At 41.2% G+C, this 16,886-nt stretch carries 11 protein-coding genes, 3 pseudogenes and 1 riboswitch; of the genes and pseudogenes, 6 read left to right on the forward strand and 8 right to left on the reverse strand.

Annotated features, from left to right (window positions below):
* Positions 1–96 precede the first annotated feature (96 nt).
* Entirely contained in the window at positions 97–2,265 is a 2,169-nt protein-coding gene (metE, locus tag HMPREF2933_RS06050) for a 5-methyltetrahydropteroyltriglutamate--homocysteine S-methyltransferase (protein WP_024052435.1), read from the reverse strand.
* Positions 2,266–2,530: 265 nt separating this feature from the next.
* A riboswitch (TPP riboswitch) is annotated at positions 2,531–2,618 on the forward strand.
* A gap of 82 nt (positions 2,619–2,700) precedes the next feature.
* Between metE and HMPREF2933_RS06055 the strand changes: the two genes are divergently transcribed.
* The 3 genes from HMPREF2933_RS06055 to HMPREF2933_RS06065 are packed head-to-tail and all read left to right on the forward strand — an operon-like array spanning position 2,701 to position 5,247.
* Positions 2,701–3,261: an ECF transporter S component gene (locus HMPREF2933_RS06055; protein WP_024052436.1), complete on the forward strand. Its 561-nt coding sequence runs from the start codon at positions 2,701–2,703 to the stop codon at positions 3,259–3,261.
* Between the two features lies 1 nt (position 3,262).
* Positions 3,263–4,597: an ATP-binding cassette domain-containing protein gene (locus HMPREF2933_RS06060; protein ID WP_024052437.1), complete on the forward strand. Its 1,335-nt coding sequence runs from the start codon at positions 3,263–3,265 to the stop codon at positions 4,595–4,597.
* Entirely contained in the window at positions 4,594–5,247 is a 654-nt protein-coding gene (locus tag HMPREF2933_RS06065; protein ID WP_024052438.1) for an energy-coupling factor transporter transmembrane component T, read from the forward strand. Before HMPREF2933_RS06060 ends, HMPREF2933_RS06065 begins: the two co-directional genes overlap by 4 nt.
* Positions 5,248–5,314: 67 nt before the next feature.
* Here HMPREF2933_RS06065 and dexB read toward each other — a convergent pair whose 3' ends face one another.
* Positions 5,315–6,922 (reverse strand): glucan 1,6-alpha-glucosidase DexB, encoded by a 1,608-nt coding sequence (dexB, locus tag HMPREF2933_RS06070; protein ID WP_024052439.1) that lies wholly within the window; start codon positions 6,920–6,922, stop codon positions 5,315–5,317.
* Between the two features lie 222 nt (positions 6,923–7,144).
* Between dexB and HMPREF2933_RS06075 the strand changes: the two genes are divergently transcribed.
* Entirely contained in the window at positions 7,145–8,053 is a 909-nt protein-coding gene (locus tag HMPREF2933_RS06075; protein WP_024052440.1) for an ABC transporter ATP-binding protein, read from the forward strand.
* A gap of 13 nt (positions 8,054–8,066) precedes the next feature.
* Positions 8,067–8,825, forward strand: coding sequence for an ABC transporter permease (locus HMPREF2933_RS06080; protein WP_024052441.1), 759 nt, complete (start codon positions 8,067–8,069; stop codon positions 8,823–8,825).
* A gap of 50 nt (positions 8,826–8,875) precedes the next feature.
* Here the strand turns inward: HMPREF2933_RS06080 and HMPREF2933_RS06085 are convergent, their stop codons facing one another.
* From HMPREF2933_RS06085 to HMPREF2933_RS06110, 6 genes and pseudogenes are all read right to left on the reverse strand, one after another.
* Entirely contained in the window at positions 8,876–9,742 is an 867-nt protein-coding gene (locus tag HMPREF2933_RS06085; RefSeq protein WP_024052442.1) for a sensor histidine kinase, read from the reverse strand.
* Positions 9,743–9,744: 2 nt separating this feature from the next.
* Positions 9,745–10,422 carry a response regulator transcription factor gene (locus tag HMPREF2933_RS06090; protein WP_024052443.1) on the reverse strand — a complete coding sequence of 226 codons (678 nt, stop codon included), beginning with the start codon at positions 10,420–10,422 and terminating at the stop codon, positions 9,745–9,747.
* A gap of 201 nt (positions 10,423–10,623) precedes the next feature.
* Entirely contained in the window at positions 10,624–12,063 is a 1,440-nt protein-coding gene (locus HMPREF2933_RS06095; protein WP_024052444.1) for a 6-phospho-beta-glucosidase, read from the reverse strand.
* Positions 12,064–12,317: 254 nt separating this feature from the next.
* Positions 12,318–13,170 (reverse strand): annotated as a pseudogene (locus HMPREF2933_RS06100) (alpha-hydroxy-acid oxidizing protein).
* 255 nt (positions 13,171–13,425) lie between these two features.
* A pseudogene (locus tag HMPREF2933_RS06105) lies at positions 13,426–14,559 on the reverse strand (thiamine pyrophosphate-binding protein); the annotation flags it as partial.
* Position 14,560: 1 nt separating this feature from the next.
* Positions 14,561–15,190 (reverse strand): annotated as a pseudogene (locus HMPREF2933_RS06110) (HAD-IIB family hydrolase); the annotation flags it as partial.
* A 354-nt stretch (positions 15,191–15,544) separates the two neighbouring features.
* On the opposite strand from HMPREF2933_RS06110, the gene HMPREF2933_RS06115 reads away from it, so the two are divergent.
* Positions 15,545–16,690, forward strand: a complete 1,146-nt coding sequence (locus tag HMPREF2933_RS06115; protein ID WP_024052449.1) for a cobalamin-independent methionine synthase II family protein — start codon at positions 15,545–15,547, stop codon at positions 16,688–16,690.
* The last annotated feature ends 196 nt before the right edge of the window (positions 16,691–16,886 follow it).

Below are 16,886 nucleotides of genomic sequence, written 5' to 3' on the forward strand. Positions count from 1 at the left end.
GTTGAAGGTTGTGGATAGAAGTCGCAAAGCGACTGTCAAAGAAATTTGATTTTCATTGAGTATCAGAACCTTTGCAAGATTGTCAGTCTCTATTTTTTATTTCAAACCTTGGCGTGCTGCCTTGGCTGCCTCTACCAGGCGGACCAGGATGGCCTCGATGGTGTGGTCGATTTCCCCTTCATTCGGTACACGAGGAGAGTGGATATCGTAAACTCCAAGTCCCACTTCTGTCTGGAAGTTTTTGGCCTTGAGCTCATCCAGAATTTCCAGATTTGAGCGGCTAGCCTCAAAGGAGATGACATCCGCATCCATGTTATCAATGGCTGGGATGATATCGGTAAACTCTGAGTAGCACATGTGGGTATGGATCTGCGTATCCGGTGCAACGGTAGAGTGGACCAGACGGAAGGCCGGAATGGTCCAATCCAGATAATCCTCATACCAGTCGCTGCGGCGGAGCGGCAGCTTTTCACGCAGGGCGGCTTCATCGATTTGGATAATCTTAACGCCGGTAGCTTCCAGGTCCAGAACTTCGTCCTTAACGGCCAGGGCAATCTGCAGGGTAGAGTCCTTGATGGGAATATCTTCCCGTGGGAAGGACCAGTTGAGGATGGTTACAGGTCCCGTCAGCATTCCCTTAACCGGCTTGTCAGTCCGACTTTGAGCATAGCTGGACCATTTAACAGTAATCGGGTTGAGGCGGGTTACATCTCCCCAGATAATCGGCGGTTTTACCCCACGCATACCGTAGGACTGCACCCAGCCGTTCTTGGAGAAGAGATGGCCGGACAGGTTTTGACCGAAGTATTCTACCATGTCATTACGCTCAAATTCCCCGTGAACCAGAACATCAAAACCAACTTCTTCCTGCCACTTGATCCATTCGTCGATCTGCTCAGCTAGGAACTTGTCATAGTCTTTCTGGGACAGTTCTCCCTTACGAAAGGTTAGGCGCTTGGTCCGAACTTCCTTGGTCTGAGGGAAGGAACCGATGGTTGTCGTCGGCAGAACCGACAGTTTGAAGGCTTCTTCCTGGATGGCCTCGCGTTCTGCGAAGGCTGGCAGGCGGGTGTAGTCGGCATCGGTCAGACCGGCCAGGCGGGCCGCCAATTCAGCATTTCTACCGACACGCTCTGTCCCAAAGAGTTCCTTGTCGGCAGCCAGAGCTTCTGCTCCGCCGCCATTGCGGATGGCATCCAGATCCCGGATCTCATCCAGCTTTTCCACCGCAAAGGCAAAGTGCTTGAGGATGGCTTCTTCAAAGTCTTCATTGGCTGTGGTGAAAGGCACATGCAGCAGGGAGCAGGAGCTGGTCAGCACAAGCTTTTCAGCCGGAATCTGCTCCAGGACAGCTAGGCTCTTTTCATAATTATTGCGCCAGATATTCTTACCGTTGACAATCCCGGCATAGAGGGTCTTGTCGGCCGGGAAGCCGGACTTGACCAACTCCAGAGTTTTCTTGCCTTCAACGAAGTCCAGACCGATGGCATCAACCGGCAGTTCGATCAAATCGGAGTAGATATCCCGAACATCGCCGAAGTAGGTTTGGATTAGGACTTCCAGTCCTTTCTTGTCCGCCAGGATTTTCCTGTAGAGATCAAGGAAGAAGACCTTCTCTTCGGCAGACAGGTCCTTGACCAGAGCAGGCTCATCCAGCTGGATGCGGCCGGCACCAAGGTCGGCCAATTTGGCAAAGACTTCCTGATAGGTCTTGACCAGGGCATCCACAAACTGGGCAGGTTCTACCCCTTCTTCAAAGTCGGACAGCTGCAGGAGTGTGAAGGGACCTACCAGGACCGGACGGGTATCCAGACCTAGCTCCTTGGCTTCCGCAAATTCATCAAAGATCTTGCTGTCGGACAATTTAACCTGAGTATCCTTTTCAAACTTAGGCACAATGTAGTGGTAGTTGGTGTTGAACCATTTTTTCATCGGCAGGGCTCGAACATCCCCTTTTTCCCCTTGGTAACCGCGGGCCAGAGCAAAATAACGCTCCAGATCAGACAGGTCCAGGCCCTGAACAGAGGACGGCACTACGTTAAAGAGGAAGGCGACATCCAAAACATTATCATAGTGAGAAAAGTCGTTGGACGGTACTTCTGTAATCCCGTGCTCTTTGACGATATTCCAGTGCTTGGCGCGCAGGTCCTTGGCAGCAGTCAGGAGCTCTTGAGTTGAAATTTCATTCCTAAAGTATTTTTTAGCAGTGAATTTTAATTCTCGGAATTCTCTCAAACGCGGGAAGCCGATAATCGTAGTTGACATAGTCATCCTCCAAAATTTTTTGTCGACACTATCTTAACAGAAAATCTAAGCTCTGTATAATTGGAATTTCTAGGAATCTCATTATAGTTTTTAACTATAATGAGATTCCAAATATATATTAAACATTGATTTCATCGCATGTCGTTTAACATTTTATGATTTGATATAGTTTAAGGCTATGACAGCCGCATACATCAAAATTTTTGAAAATCCTTTTCTTGCTATTTTTGAAAATAGATGTTAGAATAGCAACATAATAAAAAGCAAAGAACATTTGGGGTGCTAAGGCTGAGATTATACCCATGGAACCTGATGCAGTTAATGCTGCCGCAGGGAAATGTATAAGAAAGACCAAACCGTTCTAATCATTTATGTGATTAGATTTTATTTTGTCGTGCTAAAACTCCTCATCTGCTTTGTTAGAAGGAGTTTTTTATGTTTGAAAAATGGAGTTTACGAGATGTTATCCTCTTAGCTCTTTTAGCTATTCTTTTCGGTGGGATTTTTGTCGGTTCAGGTTTTCTTTACAATATTTTGACAGCTATTTTAGCGCCAGCAGGTTTGGAGCCTTTCGCCAATGAAGTCTTGTTCGGACTTTGGTGCATGGCAGCTCCTATGTCAGCTATACTCATTCGCAAAACTGGTAGCGCCACGATTGGAGAAGTGCTTGCAGCCCTCGCAGAGGTACTATATGGTAGCCAATTTGGCATGAGCACCTTGATTTCTGGCTTCATACAAGGATTTGGTAGCGAACTTGGGTTTGCTGCGACCAGATACAAACGCTATGATTGGTTGTCACTTACTTACAGCGCAATTGGTACGACCCTTTTGAGCTTTGCCTATGAATATTTCAAGATTGGTTACTATGCTTTCAAACCTGAGTTTGTTTTAGCATTGTTTGTTGTTCGTTTTCTTTCGGTATTCTTCTTCTGTGCTGTTCTGGTTAAAATCATTATGAATCTTTACGACAAGATTAACCAAGCTGCTGGTAAATAAGATGAAACTAACATTAGAACACATTTATTTTAGAGATGTCTTTAAAGATTTAACCTTCGCCTTTGAAACAGGCAAAATGACACTCTTAATTGGCGATACCGGTGCTGGCAAATCAACCCTTTTTCGGATTTTAACGAATTTCAATGAACTAGACTTCTCTGGAGAGGTCAAACTAGGTGATACACTACTATCTCATTTACCTATTCATAAACGAGTCACCTACCTCAGCATGATGTTTCAAAATCCAAGCCGTCAATTCACCATGCCAACTCTCTATGAGGAATTGATTTTTACCTTAGAAAATCTCCAAACACCCTCTGACCAGATTGATGAAAAAATCCAGCATGCGATTGCACTTGGCAAAGTAGAGCACCTGCTTCATCGAGACTTTCTGACCTTATCTGGTGGAGAAAAGCAACAAGTCTCTCTGGCGGTTCTGTTGGCTATGGATTCGCAGATTATTCTATTGGACGAGCCCTTTGCTTCTGTCGATCAAGAAGCACGCAAGCGCTTGATTCATTTACTATCAGATTTGACAAAAATGGGGAAAATGGTGATTCTGTGCGACCACGACCGCAGTCTCTATGCGGACTGCGTTGACCACCTTGTTGAATTAAAAAATGGGGAACTTTTTGAACGAGATGTAGCTCTTTTAAAAAAGGAACTCCCAAGCTATCAGCTGGCATGCGAAAATACCCAGCGGAATCCTCTCTTACAATTACAGCACGTTTCCTGTCAATTTGACAAAAAAATACTTTTTACAATTGAGGACTTTACTTTTCAACAAGGTATTACAACTCTCATCGGAGCTAACGGTGTCGGCAAGTCCACTCTCTTTCGTGCTATTTTGCAATTGCAAAAATACAAAGGCAATATGAGTTATCAGGGGCAAAAACTCAAGAAAAGCAAACAATTGTACCGCCATATTACTGCCGTTGTTCAAGATGCTGAAAAGCAATTCATTCAGACGACCCCCGCAGAGGAATTAAACCTGCCCTCTCTTTCCAGTGAAAACCAAGCAAAGGTACAAGAAGCCCTGGATTTATTTGGCTTAGAGGACAAAATGGATTCTAGTCTTTTTCACTTGAGTGGTGGACAGAAAAAAATCATTCAATTATTGGCTATCTTGACCTTGGAAACTCCTGTCATACTCATGGATGAGCCCTTTACTGGCTTAGATAAAAAAGCCTGTGATTTTTTTGCTAATTGGATTAAGGAAAAAGCTGCACAACAGAGCTTTATTATCATTTCTCATCGTTTGGAGCCCTTGGACGGCATTAGTGATCATTTGGTAGAGCTGACGTCTCACGGGCTGACAGAGAGGAGAGCGCTATGAAAAAAGAAGAAACAAATGTCCTAGCACTCTTGCTCCTTCTCATTGTATTGACGCTAGAAATTTCCTTTGTCCGCTCAACATGGCTCAACTGCGCTATTGTCGCAGGAACACTTATCTACCTTACTTACCTTAGCAAATGGTGGGGCATTCTTTGGATGTTCCTTCTTCCATTGCTTCCAGCGTTGGCAAATTTCTGGGCTATCCAGCTTCACGGCGACAAAAATCAAGCGATTGTTCTTTTTACGCGCTCCTTTGCTTTAGCGGCTCTGGGAATGACCTTTTTATACGGCGTCAATCTCAATCAACTCTTGCGCTATGGACATCAAAAAGGGCTTCCGAGTCATTTTACCTACGGACTGCTCGTTGTCTTAAACGCCATTCCAGTCATTCAAAAAGAAATCCAAGCTGTTCGCGAAGCTAGTCTCTTGCGAGGTAAAACCTTACATTTCTGGTCGCCAATCTTTTATATCAAAGCAATTTTTATCGCTTTCAACTGGCGAGATTCCTATGTAGAAGCTATGTACGCCCACGGATTTGATGAGACTATCAAGCGAAGCTATTACCGACATTTAGAAACACCAAAAAGCACCACCCTTGCTTGCTTCTTGATTTTCCTCCTTATCAATTTGACTCTTTTGATCCCAAGATAGAACTCGACATAAAAAATACTGTGGAATTTCTCACAGTATTTTTTATGTCGAGTTCTTGCCAATCTTTCTACTCAATTTCCACACAAAAAGCATCCCAGCCCTGTAATTTATGGGTTTGAAGTATCTTAGTTACATCTGTGTTAGCAATCAAAACTTCCTTTACAGTATTTTCCAAGACAAAACTTTGCTCTTCATTTGAGAAGTTCATCACGATCAGATATTTCTTTGTTGTCGTTTCTCGTAAATAAGCAAACACCTTATCAGCCGTTTCAAGTAGTTTAAAATCTGCTGTCACCAACCAATCATTGTCTTTTCTCAATTGAATTAATTTTTGATAAGTATAAAAAATAGAATTTGAATCTTCCAGAGCTGCTTCTACATTGATCGTTGAATAGTTAGGATTGACAGCTAGCCAAGATTGACCGGTTGAAAAACCTGCCTGTTGATGGGCATTCCACTGCATGGGTGTGCGAGCATTGTCCCGCCCAATCGCGCGAATACTTGCCATAATATTATCCAGCGGTACCCCCTTTTCAAGGGCTTCACGAGCATAATTGAGAGATTCAATATCTTCCACTTCTTCCAAGGTCTTAAAGGGATAATTAGTCATACCAATTTCTTCTCCTTGATAAATGTAAGGAGTGCCACGCATCAGATGAAGTAAAATTGCCAAAGCCTTGGCTGACTTCTCGCGGTATTTCGTAGCATTTCCCCAGATAGAGACAACACGCGGAAGGTCATGATTATTCCAAAAGAGCGAATTCCAACCCTCTTCTACGCCTAGTTCATTTTGCCACTTAGCAAAAATCTCTTTGAGCTTAGGAACGTCCAATTCATCTGCCACATCCCATTTGGGTTGATTCGGTTTGTATTGAAGACCAATGTGTTCAAATTGGAACACCATGGATAATTCATGATTCTTTGGATCGGAATACTGCTTTGCAATTTCAGGAGTGGCACCCCAAGTTTCGCCAACTGTCAGTAAATCCTTCTCCCCAAATGTTGCACGGTTCATCTCCTGCAAGTAAGGGTGCAACATTGGTCCGTTATTGACAATTTTCTGGCCGGGTACTTTGCCAATCATGTCAATCACGTCCATACGAAAACCACCAATTCCCTTGTCAATCCAGAAATTCATCATCTTGTAGATTTTTTGACGTAGGGCTTCATTTTCCCAGTTGAGATCAGGTTGTTTTTTGCTAAAGAAGTGCAGGTAATATTGTCCAGCTTTTTCATCATATTGCCAAGCAGAGCCACCAAAAATAGAGTCCAAGTCATTCGGCTCATCTCGCCAGATGTAATAATTGCGCTCCAGGCTATCTGGATTTTCACGCGCCTCTACAAACCAAGCATGCTCATCAGAAGTATGATTGACCACCAAGTCCATGATAATTTTAATATCGCGCTTCTGCCCTTCCGCAATCAAGTTCTCCATATCTTCCATAGATCCGAAAATATCCGCAATTGCTTCATAGTCCGCAATATCATAGCCATTATCATCCATCGGACTCTTGTAAACCGGAGAAAGCCAAATAGCAGTAATCCCAAGTTTCTTCAAGTAATCCAATTTACTTGTAATTCCTTTTAAATCACCAATTCCATCTCCATTACTATCCATAAAACTCTTTGGATAAATCTGATAAATCACGGCATCATGCCACCATTTTCTTTGCATTATGCATCTCACTTTCATCTTTTTCACCTTCCATACTATATAATCTTTCACTTCTTTGCAAGCGTTTGCGTTGAATTTTAATTTCTTTTTGGTATGTAAAAATTTTGACTCTGTCAATTTTAGAAATATTTGAGAATTGCTTGAGACTTATTTGACAAGCATTTTGTATACTAAATAGCGAAAAAAGGGGAACTCTACGATAGAAAAAATGGAGGTCACGTTATGGAAACTGTTGTAAATGTGAAACACATCAGCAAGAGATTTGGACAACAACTCGCTTTGAATGATGTCAGTCTCACCGTGAAGCAAGGAGAAATTTACGGGCTAATTGGGAAAAATGGAGCTGGTAAGACAACGCTTATCAAAGTGATTACCCAGTTGATTCAGCCCAATAGCGGTACGGTCGCTCTCTTTGGCTCTTCTAATAAATCCGAATGGACGCACGCTCTCAAACGAGTTGGTTCTGTCATTGAAGCACCCGCTGCTTACAATCACTTGACGGCTTATGAAAACTTAAACTATTGCTGCAAGATACGGCATATCCCAAATGCGGACAAGGTTATCCGAGAAACTCTCTCTTACGTCGGACTAACCAATACTGGCAAGAAAAAATTCCGAGACTTTTCTCTTGGAATGAAACAGCGCTTGGGCATTGCTATTGCTCTTCTGTCAAAACCAGATTTGATAATTTTGGATGAACCGATTAACGGGCTTGACCCTGTCGGAATCAAAGAATTCCGCCAGTTGGTGCAACGTCTCAATGAAGAATTAAATATGACCTTCATCATTTCCAGCCATATTTTAAGTGAACTATACTTGGTCGCTACAAAATTCGGCATCATTGAAAATGGTCATCTCATCAAAGAAATTACGAAAGCAGAATTTGAAGAGCAAAATGAAGATTATATCGTTTTGAAAACAAATAATCTTGCTGAAGCAAGCAAAATTCTTCACGATCAACTAGGTTACCGCCTCAAAGTTGTAAACGCAACAGACGAGCTGCATATTTTCACTCACTCACACGAAATTAACAAGATTATTCAAGAGCTAGGAAAGGCGAATATTACTATCAATGAAATCTACTATGCTCGCCAAGATTTAGAAAAATACTTTACAGATTTAGTAGAATAGAGGGAGGTTTATCATGTTTCATACTATTCAAGCAGACTTTTATCGTCTTTTCCGTTCAAAAGGTTTTTGGATTACAGAAACCCTTTTTATCACCACGCTCTTATTAGGTGTGTTCTATGGTGTCATAGGCAATGTCGGGGTCCATACAGATACAAAAGCTTTAGAAAAACTGGGCGACAACGGAGGCTGGACTGGTTTTGAGGCTATCACCAAAACTTCTGATAATTTTAGTAATACCATTATTTTTACTATTATCCTTGTTGTTTTATTGATTGGAATTGATCTCACTCAGAAATTATATAAAAATTCTATCACTAGTGGTATCTCACGGACAGAATTCTATTTGTCTAAGTTCTTTGTTCTGGCAAGTCTCATCGTACTCCAATTGATTCTAACCTATTCCTCATTTATTCCTGCTACACTCATCAATGGTATTGGAACCGCACCCAAACATTTCCTTTCTAATTTTCTCATTACGATAGGGGTTCAATTTATTTGTACGCTTGCTTGGGTTAGTCTTATTTCTTTCGTACTGTATGCTACAAATTCTATTATAGCTGCTATTTTCACCTATTTTGTCGGCGCTTCCCTGCTAGGTTTGCCAACTGCCTTTTACCCAGATATTGACTGGTTAAAATACTTGAACATGCAATTCTATTTTGACATGGTTTCTAAACAGGATATGGTCTTCAAAACCATAACCATCGCTCTTCTCATCACACTTCTTTTTGCATTTAGTGGTTTGCAAGTGTTTAAAAGAAAAGATTTATAACAAAAGAAAACAGCTAGTCAAATGATTAGCTGTTTTTCTGTATAAAATATTCACAAACGGATAAGCAATCCAAACCATTCTCCTTCAGTTTTCATGGTTAAATCACCGCCAAGAATATCTACCAGTTGTTGAGTGATATAAAGTCCTAAACCAGAGGATTCTTCCATGTTAGAGAGATTTTCAGAATAAAAGCGATTGGTTAATTTTTCCAAATGCTGAATTGGTTGACTGACAATATTTTTTACACTTAAAAGAATAGCCGCATCTTTTCGGATTAAAGATAGCTGGGCAGTTTCCTTTCCATGCTTGAGGACATTGCTCAACATATTTTGGACAATCCGCTCTAAAATTTCTGGATCTGACTTTATTACTAACCCCTCCTGCAAATTTACTTGCAATTCAATTCCTTGCTTTTGAAAGGCATCATAAAAAGGAAGCATTTGCTTTGCAATCAGCTTGGAAATATCTATTTGTCGAAATTGTGGTCGAACAGCACCTTCCATAAGACGACGGTATTCCATGAGCGCTTCTAAACGATTGGAAACAACGGACAGATTGGTCGCAATTTTCAACAGCTGTTCATTTTCTTCTTTTCCCTTTATAAGCTTTTGGGTATAGCCACTAGCAATGGTCAAGGGTGTGCGAATATCATGAGCAATATTGCTAATCGCCATATCTAAGGTTTTCTTTTCCTGACGAGCTATAAAACGTGTCTGCTCTACTTCTTGAAAGAGCTTTTCAACTTCATTTGCCAACTCAACAATCGTTTGGCTGTGGTTTTGAGGTGCCAAACGAATTTCACTGCTTGTTTTTCGTTTTTCTCGAATCTGTGCCGCCAGATTTCTCACTGCCAAATGATAACGTAACAGCAAAATTCCAAGCAGACTGATGAACATAATTAGTATAACATCAAGCATTCTCAGCCCTCCTTGAGCCGTACACCTAATCCCCAAATTGTTTCTATATATTCTTCCGAATCATCTACTTGTGCCAATTTCTTACGAAGATTGCTGAGATGAGTGTTGAGCGTGTTGTCTCCCGGCAAATATGCCTCTTCCCAAATCAACTCAAACAGTTCTTCCTTTGTGTAAATTTTCTTCGGATGATGAAGCAAGGTTTGAAGTATCTGATACTCTTTCTTGCCTAAACGAACCCGTTTCTCGCCATTGACTACTTCAAATGTTTCTGATGAAAGACGGATATTTTTTATCCCTTGAATTTCCGTCGCTTGCTTTTGTGAAAGATGATTGCGCAGCTGCACCGTCACACGCGCAAAAACCTCGTCTAGATCGAACGGTTTGACAATATAATCATTAGCGCCGTCCAACAGATACTGACTAACCAGCGATTTCTCACCCAAAGCTGTCAGCATGACCACTGGAATCTGACTGTTTTTGCGAATTTCTGCCAAGACCTGATCACCGTTTTTCCCTGGCAGCATAATGTCCAGCAATACCAAATCAATTGCTTCCTGCGCAAAAAGCAGCAACCCTTCCGTTCCAGAATAAGCCGAGAAAACTCTGTGCTCAGTTTCAAATAAATCTTTTAAAATGTCATGAATATCGTTGTTATCTTCGATGATTAAAATAGTAGCCATATTATATCCATTTCCAGTAAAATCTCTTATCCATAGTGTAACAAGGAAAAAGACGGAAGTCAACGGAAAGCAAAAAAAGAGAGTGGGATGACGAAATCAAGTTTCTACGAAGCTACTGATTTCTGCCCCACTCTCACCGAATTCTTGAAATAAGAGAGCCGATTAAAATGATTTTAAATTTTGTCTCACGCCCCAATTGCTCTATTTCACACTTGCCCCGTTAGTCGCAATGACTTCCTTATACCAATTGAACGATTTTTTCTTGGAACGTTTAAGTGTGCCCTTCCCATCGTTATCCCGGTCTACATAGATGAAGCCATAGCGTTTTTTCATCTCACCGGTTCCAGCGGAAACGAGGTCAATACAGCCCCAAGTGGTGTATCCTAGAAGTTCTACACCGTCTACATTAATCGCATCGCGCATAGCCTTGATATGGGCTGCTAGATAGTCAATACGGTAGTCATCTTCGACATAGCCATTTTCATCTGGCGTATCAACTGCTCCCAGCCCGTTTTCCACGATAAACATCGGCTTTTGATAGCGATCCCAGATGACGTTAAGGGTAATTCGCAAGCCCAGCGGATCAATCTGCCAGCCCCACTCAGAAGATTTTAGGTAAGGATTCTTAAGCGAGGCAAAGATATTTCCGGCAGTTTTTTCATTGACCTTTGGATCACCAGAAGCCACACGGCTAGAATAATAAGAGAAGGAAATAAAATCCACCGTATAGGTCTTGAGCAAGTCTAGGTCTTCTTTTGTCATTTCAACCTCAATACCCAAACGCTCCCATTTCTTCTTGGCATAGTTTGGATATTCTCCTCTGGATTGGACATCGATGAAGAAATAGCTTTCCCGATCTTCCTGCAAAGCTGCCCAGTAATCTGCCGGATTGGCTGTATTTGGATAATACTGACCAGCTGCCAGCATGCAGCCAACCTTGTTTTCAGGATCAATCTCATGAGCCAACTTGGTCGCAATAGCTGAGGCTACCAATTCATGATGAGCTGCTTGGTATTTGACCTGCTCTTCATTTTCCCCTTCTTCAAAGTAAAGTCCTGCTCCCATAAAAGGCGCATGGAGAATCATGTTGATTTCATTGAAAGTCAGCCAGTATTTGACTAGCCCCTTGTAGCGGGTAAAAAGAGTGCGGCAGAGGCGCTCGTAAAATTCCAGCATTTTGCGGCTGCGCCAGCCCCCGTATTCCTCAATCAAGTGCATAGGACAGTCAAAGTGGGTGATAGTCACCAAGGGCTCAATGCCATACTTGTGGCATTCCTTAAAGAGGTCTTCGTAAAATTTCAAGCCTGCTTCATTGGGCTCCAGCTCATCTCCTTTTGGAAAAATCCGAGACCATGCGATAGAGAGTCGATAAGTCTTAAAGCCCATTTCGCCAAAAAGCGCAATATCTTCTTTAAAATGATGATACATATCAATGGACTCTTTTGCCGGATAGAAATAGCCTTCCTCAAAGTCAAACATCTTTTTCTTACCAGCAATAATCGGGAAACGATCCGCACCAATCGGCACCACATCGACATTTGCAAGGCCTCTACCATCAACATCATAGGCCCCTTCACATTGGTTGGCAGCGGTCGCTCCGCCCCATAAAAATCCATCTGGAAAAGTCAATTTTTCTGTCATTTTTTCCTCCTTATAATATAAAACGTTTTCTACATTTTATATTATAACAAACAAATAAGAAATTTTCTTATAAAAAACTGTCAAATAGTGATACTATTCTATTTTCCAAGTACATTAATGACTTTTGCTAACTTTTGTCATTTAGAACTGAACATTTTTATTAAAATCGGATATCTGACTTCATTTCTCTATCGCTTAGCATAACAAAACTCCCTTTGAAACGCCAAAGAGAGTTGGATGATAATTTATCCATTTTAGTACAATTTCAAATCCCGTGGGTCTATTGGGAAAGTTGGATTATAAGGATTATGACGAAGTTTGAAGTGTTTTACTTCTTCAATCGTTTGAGTACCAGATAATTGCATCACTGTTTTTAATTCATCATTGATATGCTCAAAGACTTGGCGGACACCAACACTACCACCAAGAGCTAGACCATAAATCACAGGTCGTCCAATGGCCACTAAATCTGCCCCAGAAGCGAGTGCCTTAAAGATATGCTGACCACGACGGACACCTGAATCAAAAACAATTGGTACACGTTTATCAACTGTTTCAGCCACTTCTTGCAATGAATCAAATGCTGTCGGACCGCCGTCAATTTTCCGTCCACCGTGGTTGGTCACCCAAATACCAGAAGCACCGGCATCAAGCGAGCGCTCTACATCTTCACGACATTGTGGACCCTTGACATAGACAGGAAGGTCTGAGTAAGACCCGATAAATTCCACATCACGAGGGGATAATTTTTGCTTAGCTGATTTGTAAACGAAGTCCATTGTCTTGCCTGCACCATCAGGAAGCCACTTCTCCTTGTACATTCGCCAGCTTATGATCCGCTACCGGAGCTAGAATAATTGGAGACGATAGTTTATCTCCGTCAAATTCAATCTCTGTACTTGGATTTTCCACATTGCGAAGCGTATGAGGTACGATTAGCTTATGGTTAAAGGCACGAATATTTTCCCGCAGAGTAAAAGTATCTTCGGCTCCACTTGCAATATAGCCAAATGCAGCTTTGGGAATGACCTTCTGAGCCATGGGCTCTAAATCATAAGTGTTAATGAAATCAACTGGACCTTCAGCACTACTAGTTTGGTAAGACATAATGTTTCCTCCTATCTAATGCATATCTGCAGAGAAAGTCAGATTGAACTTTCGAGAAGCAAACGCTTTCATTTTTTCGAAACAAAAAATTCAATCAGTCTATCTAACAGATCAGAATAATAAGAATTTGTATAAAATTTATACCAATTTAATAAAGTGAAACAGCTTCTACAATTTATAGTAGAGTTAGAGAGGGATGCCCTCCCGCTCTAACTACTATAGACAGTGGTAAATTAAGATAAGCTGTGGATCACGTTATGGCTTGACACCATATTCTTTGAAATAAGCTGTAATAGGTCGCAGCTCTTGCCCATCATAAGCCGCAAAGAATTCTTCTGGACTCATTTGACCATGTGTTTCTTGATAACCAGTAGAAATTTTTTCTACAAAGTCACCATCAACAATATCCAATTCCAACTCTTCCACAGGGATACCACATTTGTCTGTGATTTTAGCATCAATCAAAACAGGCTTTCCAGATTTTGAAACTTCAAGTGCGCGGTCAAATGCAGCTGGCAATTCCTCTAAAGTTTTAACTGTTATTCCCTCTACTCCCATTCCTTCTGCGACTTTCGCAAAATCTACTTCGTAGAGATCTACGCCTGAAAAGTTCATGACCAAATCTTCCTGTTCAGACTTGATAAAGTTGAGTGAATTATTAGAAGTGATAATATTGATAATTGGCAACTGGTATTTGACTTGGGTCGTCAGATCTTGCATGACCATTGAAAACGCACCATCTCCAGCAATATTGAAAACTTGACGATTTGGAAAACCAAATTGACCTGCGATAGAAGCTGGTAAGCCATACCCCATCGTAGCAAAGAGAGCTGAAATTGTCCATTTCTTCTCTGATGTAAAGTTTAAGAAGCGGAAGCTATTGATAATATTGTCCCCAACATCAATACCATAGACAGCATTGGCATCTGAAATGTGGTTGATTTCGCGATAAACTTGCTCAAACTCTAGTGGTCCGTCTGCTTTTTGCATTAAACGTTCCAGATAAGCTTTCCAATCTTTCATAGCTGCCACACTTGCTTGATAAAATGGTTGTGGAGCGACTGCTTCACTACGTTCCAAGGCTTTTTTCAGAAAACTTCCAGAATCTGATAAAATTCCTAAATCCAAGTAGTGATGACGACCAAAATTAGCAGCATCAATATCAATAGAAACAAACTTAAAATCATGAGAACGATAAACTAAGTTGGCAAATGGGAAGTTTGTCCCAAGAGCAATCACCAGATCAGCTGCCGCAAAAGCTTCATCACCAACCTTAGAGGCGGCACGATTCAATGTTCCTAAGTTGGCTTCAAAGTCATCTGGAATTTTGCCCTTAGCCAGACCCGCTACAGCAATCGGAATTTACAATTTTTGAGACAGTTCTATCAATTTTTTGCATCAATTGCTCTACCCCCCAAGCTTTATGGATTCCTTTTTGCAAAATGTCAATCGCTCCATAGCCGCTTGTGACTGCATTTAATGTGTCTGCAAAATCCTGATTGAGCTGTCGAGTAGCCTGAACTGCTACTTGCTCGTTTACCACCATACTCATTTTCAGAACTTGCGGAAAATCGTCTGGACGTAATGTTTCGACAAAGTTTATCTTTCGGTAAAATTCTTGCGCCATTTCTGCTGTCATGACTTTTTCAATCATAGGGAAAATCGTTCCCGTTTTGACAAAAGCGCCATTTTCAGCTGTGACAACGAGGTGCACATCACGTTCTCTCCCTTCAAAGTAAGACAAGACCTGTGCCACTAGGTCTTGAGACCAACATGTCCCCAGCAGTACCTCGTTTTTATCAAAAATCCGCGCACCATTTGCAACAATCAAGGTCACGCGCTCCAACAAATCACCAAATAACAAGTGCATTCGGTGAATTTCGTTGCCCGTTGCCACCACAAACCGAATCTCCCGCTTGTCCAGCTCATCCAATATATTTTTCAACCGACTTCGATCGAATTCCCCTTTTTCATCTAAGAGCGTGCCGTCCATATCGGTCACAACCATCTTAATTGTCATGTTATCACCTCTAACAATCATCCATTTCAAATTCAAATCTCGTCGTTCATTTATTTCATGATGACAACTATCCTTTTGCTATTTCTGTAATTTTGCTCGGATAATACAGTACAGGATTGGCTACATTTACATCCTATTTCAAAAGGATTATAGCACATTTAAAAAATAGTAAATAAACCTTTTTCTTCTATTTTATCAAAAAGAGGGGTGAAAAAGAAACAATTGTATTCAAGCAAGGATTGGTCGTTTTAGATATAGTTTTAAGCTATATCCCTTCCTCTAAATTAACTATTTTTCAAAAGTGCTTAGCTTGTGTACAATAAAAAGTAAGAAATTTAGAAAGAGGCTTTTGACATGACACAATCAAAATTTCAACTTGTTGGCTCTCTTCTTCGCCCAGCCAATCTCCTTGCCTACAAAAATAAAATCGAACATCGTGATGATATTCACTATCCATTTTACGACAGTTTTCCCGGCTATCTTGAAACAGAGACAGCAGCGATAAAAAAAGTGATTGCTGATGAAAAGGCAAACGATATTGATATTCTGACAGACGGCGAATACTCGAAATCAATGTGGCACTTAGACTTTGTTTGGGGTCTTAAAGGCATTGAGCGCTACATTGCTGACCATGGTTACACTTTCCAAGACCATGATGGCGGACAGTACGAGACCCGCAAAGACATTGGTATCCGTATCACTGAACCTCTTTCAGGGAAGAATCATCATTTCTTAGACATTTACAAATTGCTCAAGGAAGAAGCTGGTAATACGCAAACCAAATTAACCATTTGGGGTCCTGCTCATGCTTACACAGAACTGGCTATCTTTGATGGGCTAGCTGGCGATGATCAAGTTTACAAAACAAATGAAGAATTAAAGGCCAGTCTCATCAAGGCTTACAAAGAATTCTTGACAGAATATAAAGAAGCTGGCGGTGAAATTATCCAGTTTGACGACTGCCTCTGGGAACTTTTTGACGAATCAAATCCTGCTTCATTTTTTGCCGATGGCAATGCTGCGCTGGCTGATTTAGCTGATGAATTCATTGCAATCAATAACGAAGTGGCTGATTATGGACATCAATTAGGACTGAAAGTTTGGACACACAACTGCCGCGGAAATTATGAAAGCCGTTCGGCATCAGGCGGAACTTATGAAGCCATTGCGGAAAAATTCTTACGTGATCAACACTATGACCGCTTTTTCTTAGAATGGGACAGTGATGTATCTGGTGATTTGAAGGCTCTTGCTTCTCTTAAAGATAAAGATGCCGAAGTTGTTCTTGGACTTCTTTCTAGTAAGACAACTGATCTAGATGATGAAGAACGTGTACTTCGTTTATTAGAACAAGCCAGCACTATCCTTCCTAAGGATCGTCTCCTGCTGTCACATCAATGCGGTTTTGCTTCCTGCGATTCAGGCAATGAACTAGCTATTCCACAACAATGGGCCAAAATCAAACAAGGTCAAGAAATCGCTAAAAAGTTTTGGGATTAAGTTGTACGTGACGACATCTTATGACTGTTTAGTAAATCCTTATAAAACGCTAGACAAACTTCTTTTTGAGGTTTGTCTTTTTAACTTTCAAAAATAAATACGACTGAAAAAAAGTAAAATCAAAATGATTTCTCTATTTGGCAAATTTTTAAGGTAAAAACAACAGAGAGCGGCACTTGGACATTTTCCTCCTGAT

It is taken from the genome of Streptococcus sp. HMSC066F10 (genome assembly GCF_001813805.1).
GTDB classification, from domain to species: domain Bacteria; phylum Bacillota; class Bacilli; order Lactobacillales; family Streptococcaceae; genus Streptococcus; species Streptococcus vaginalis.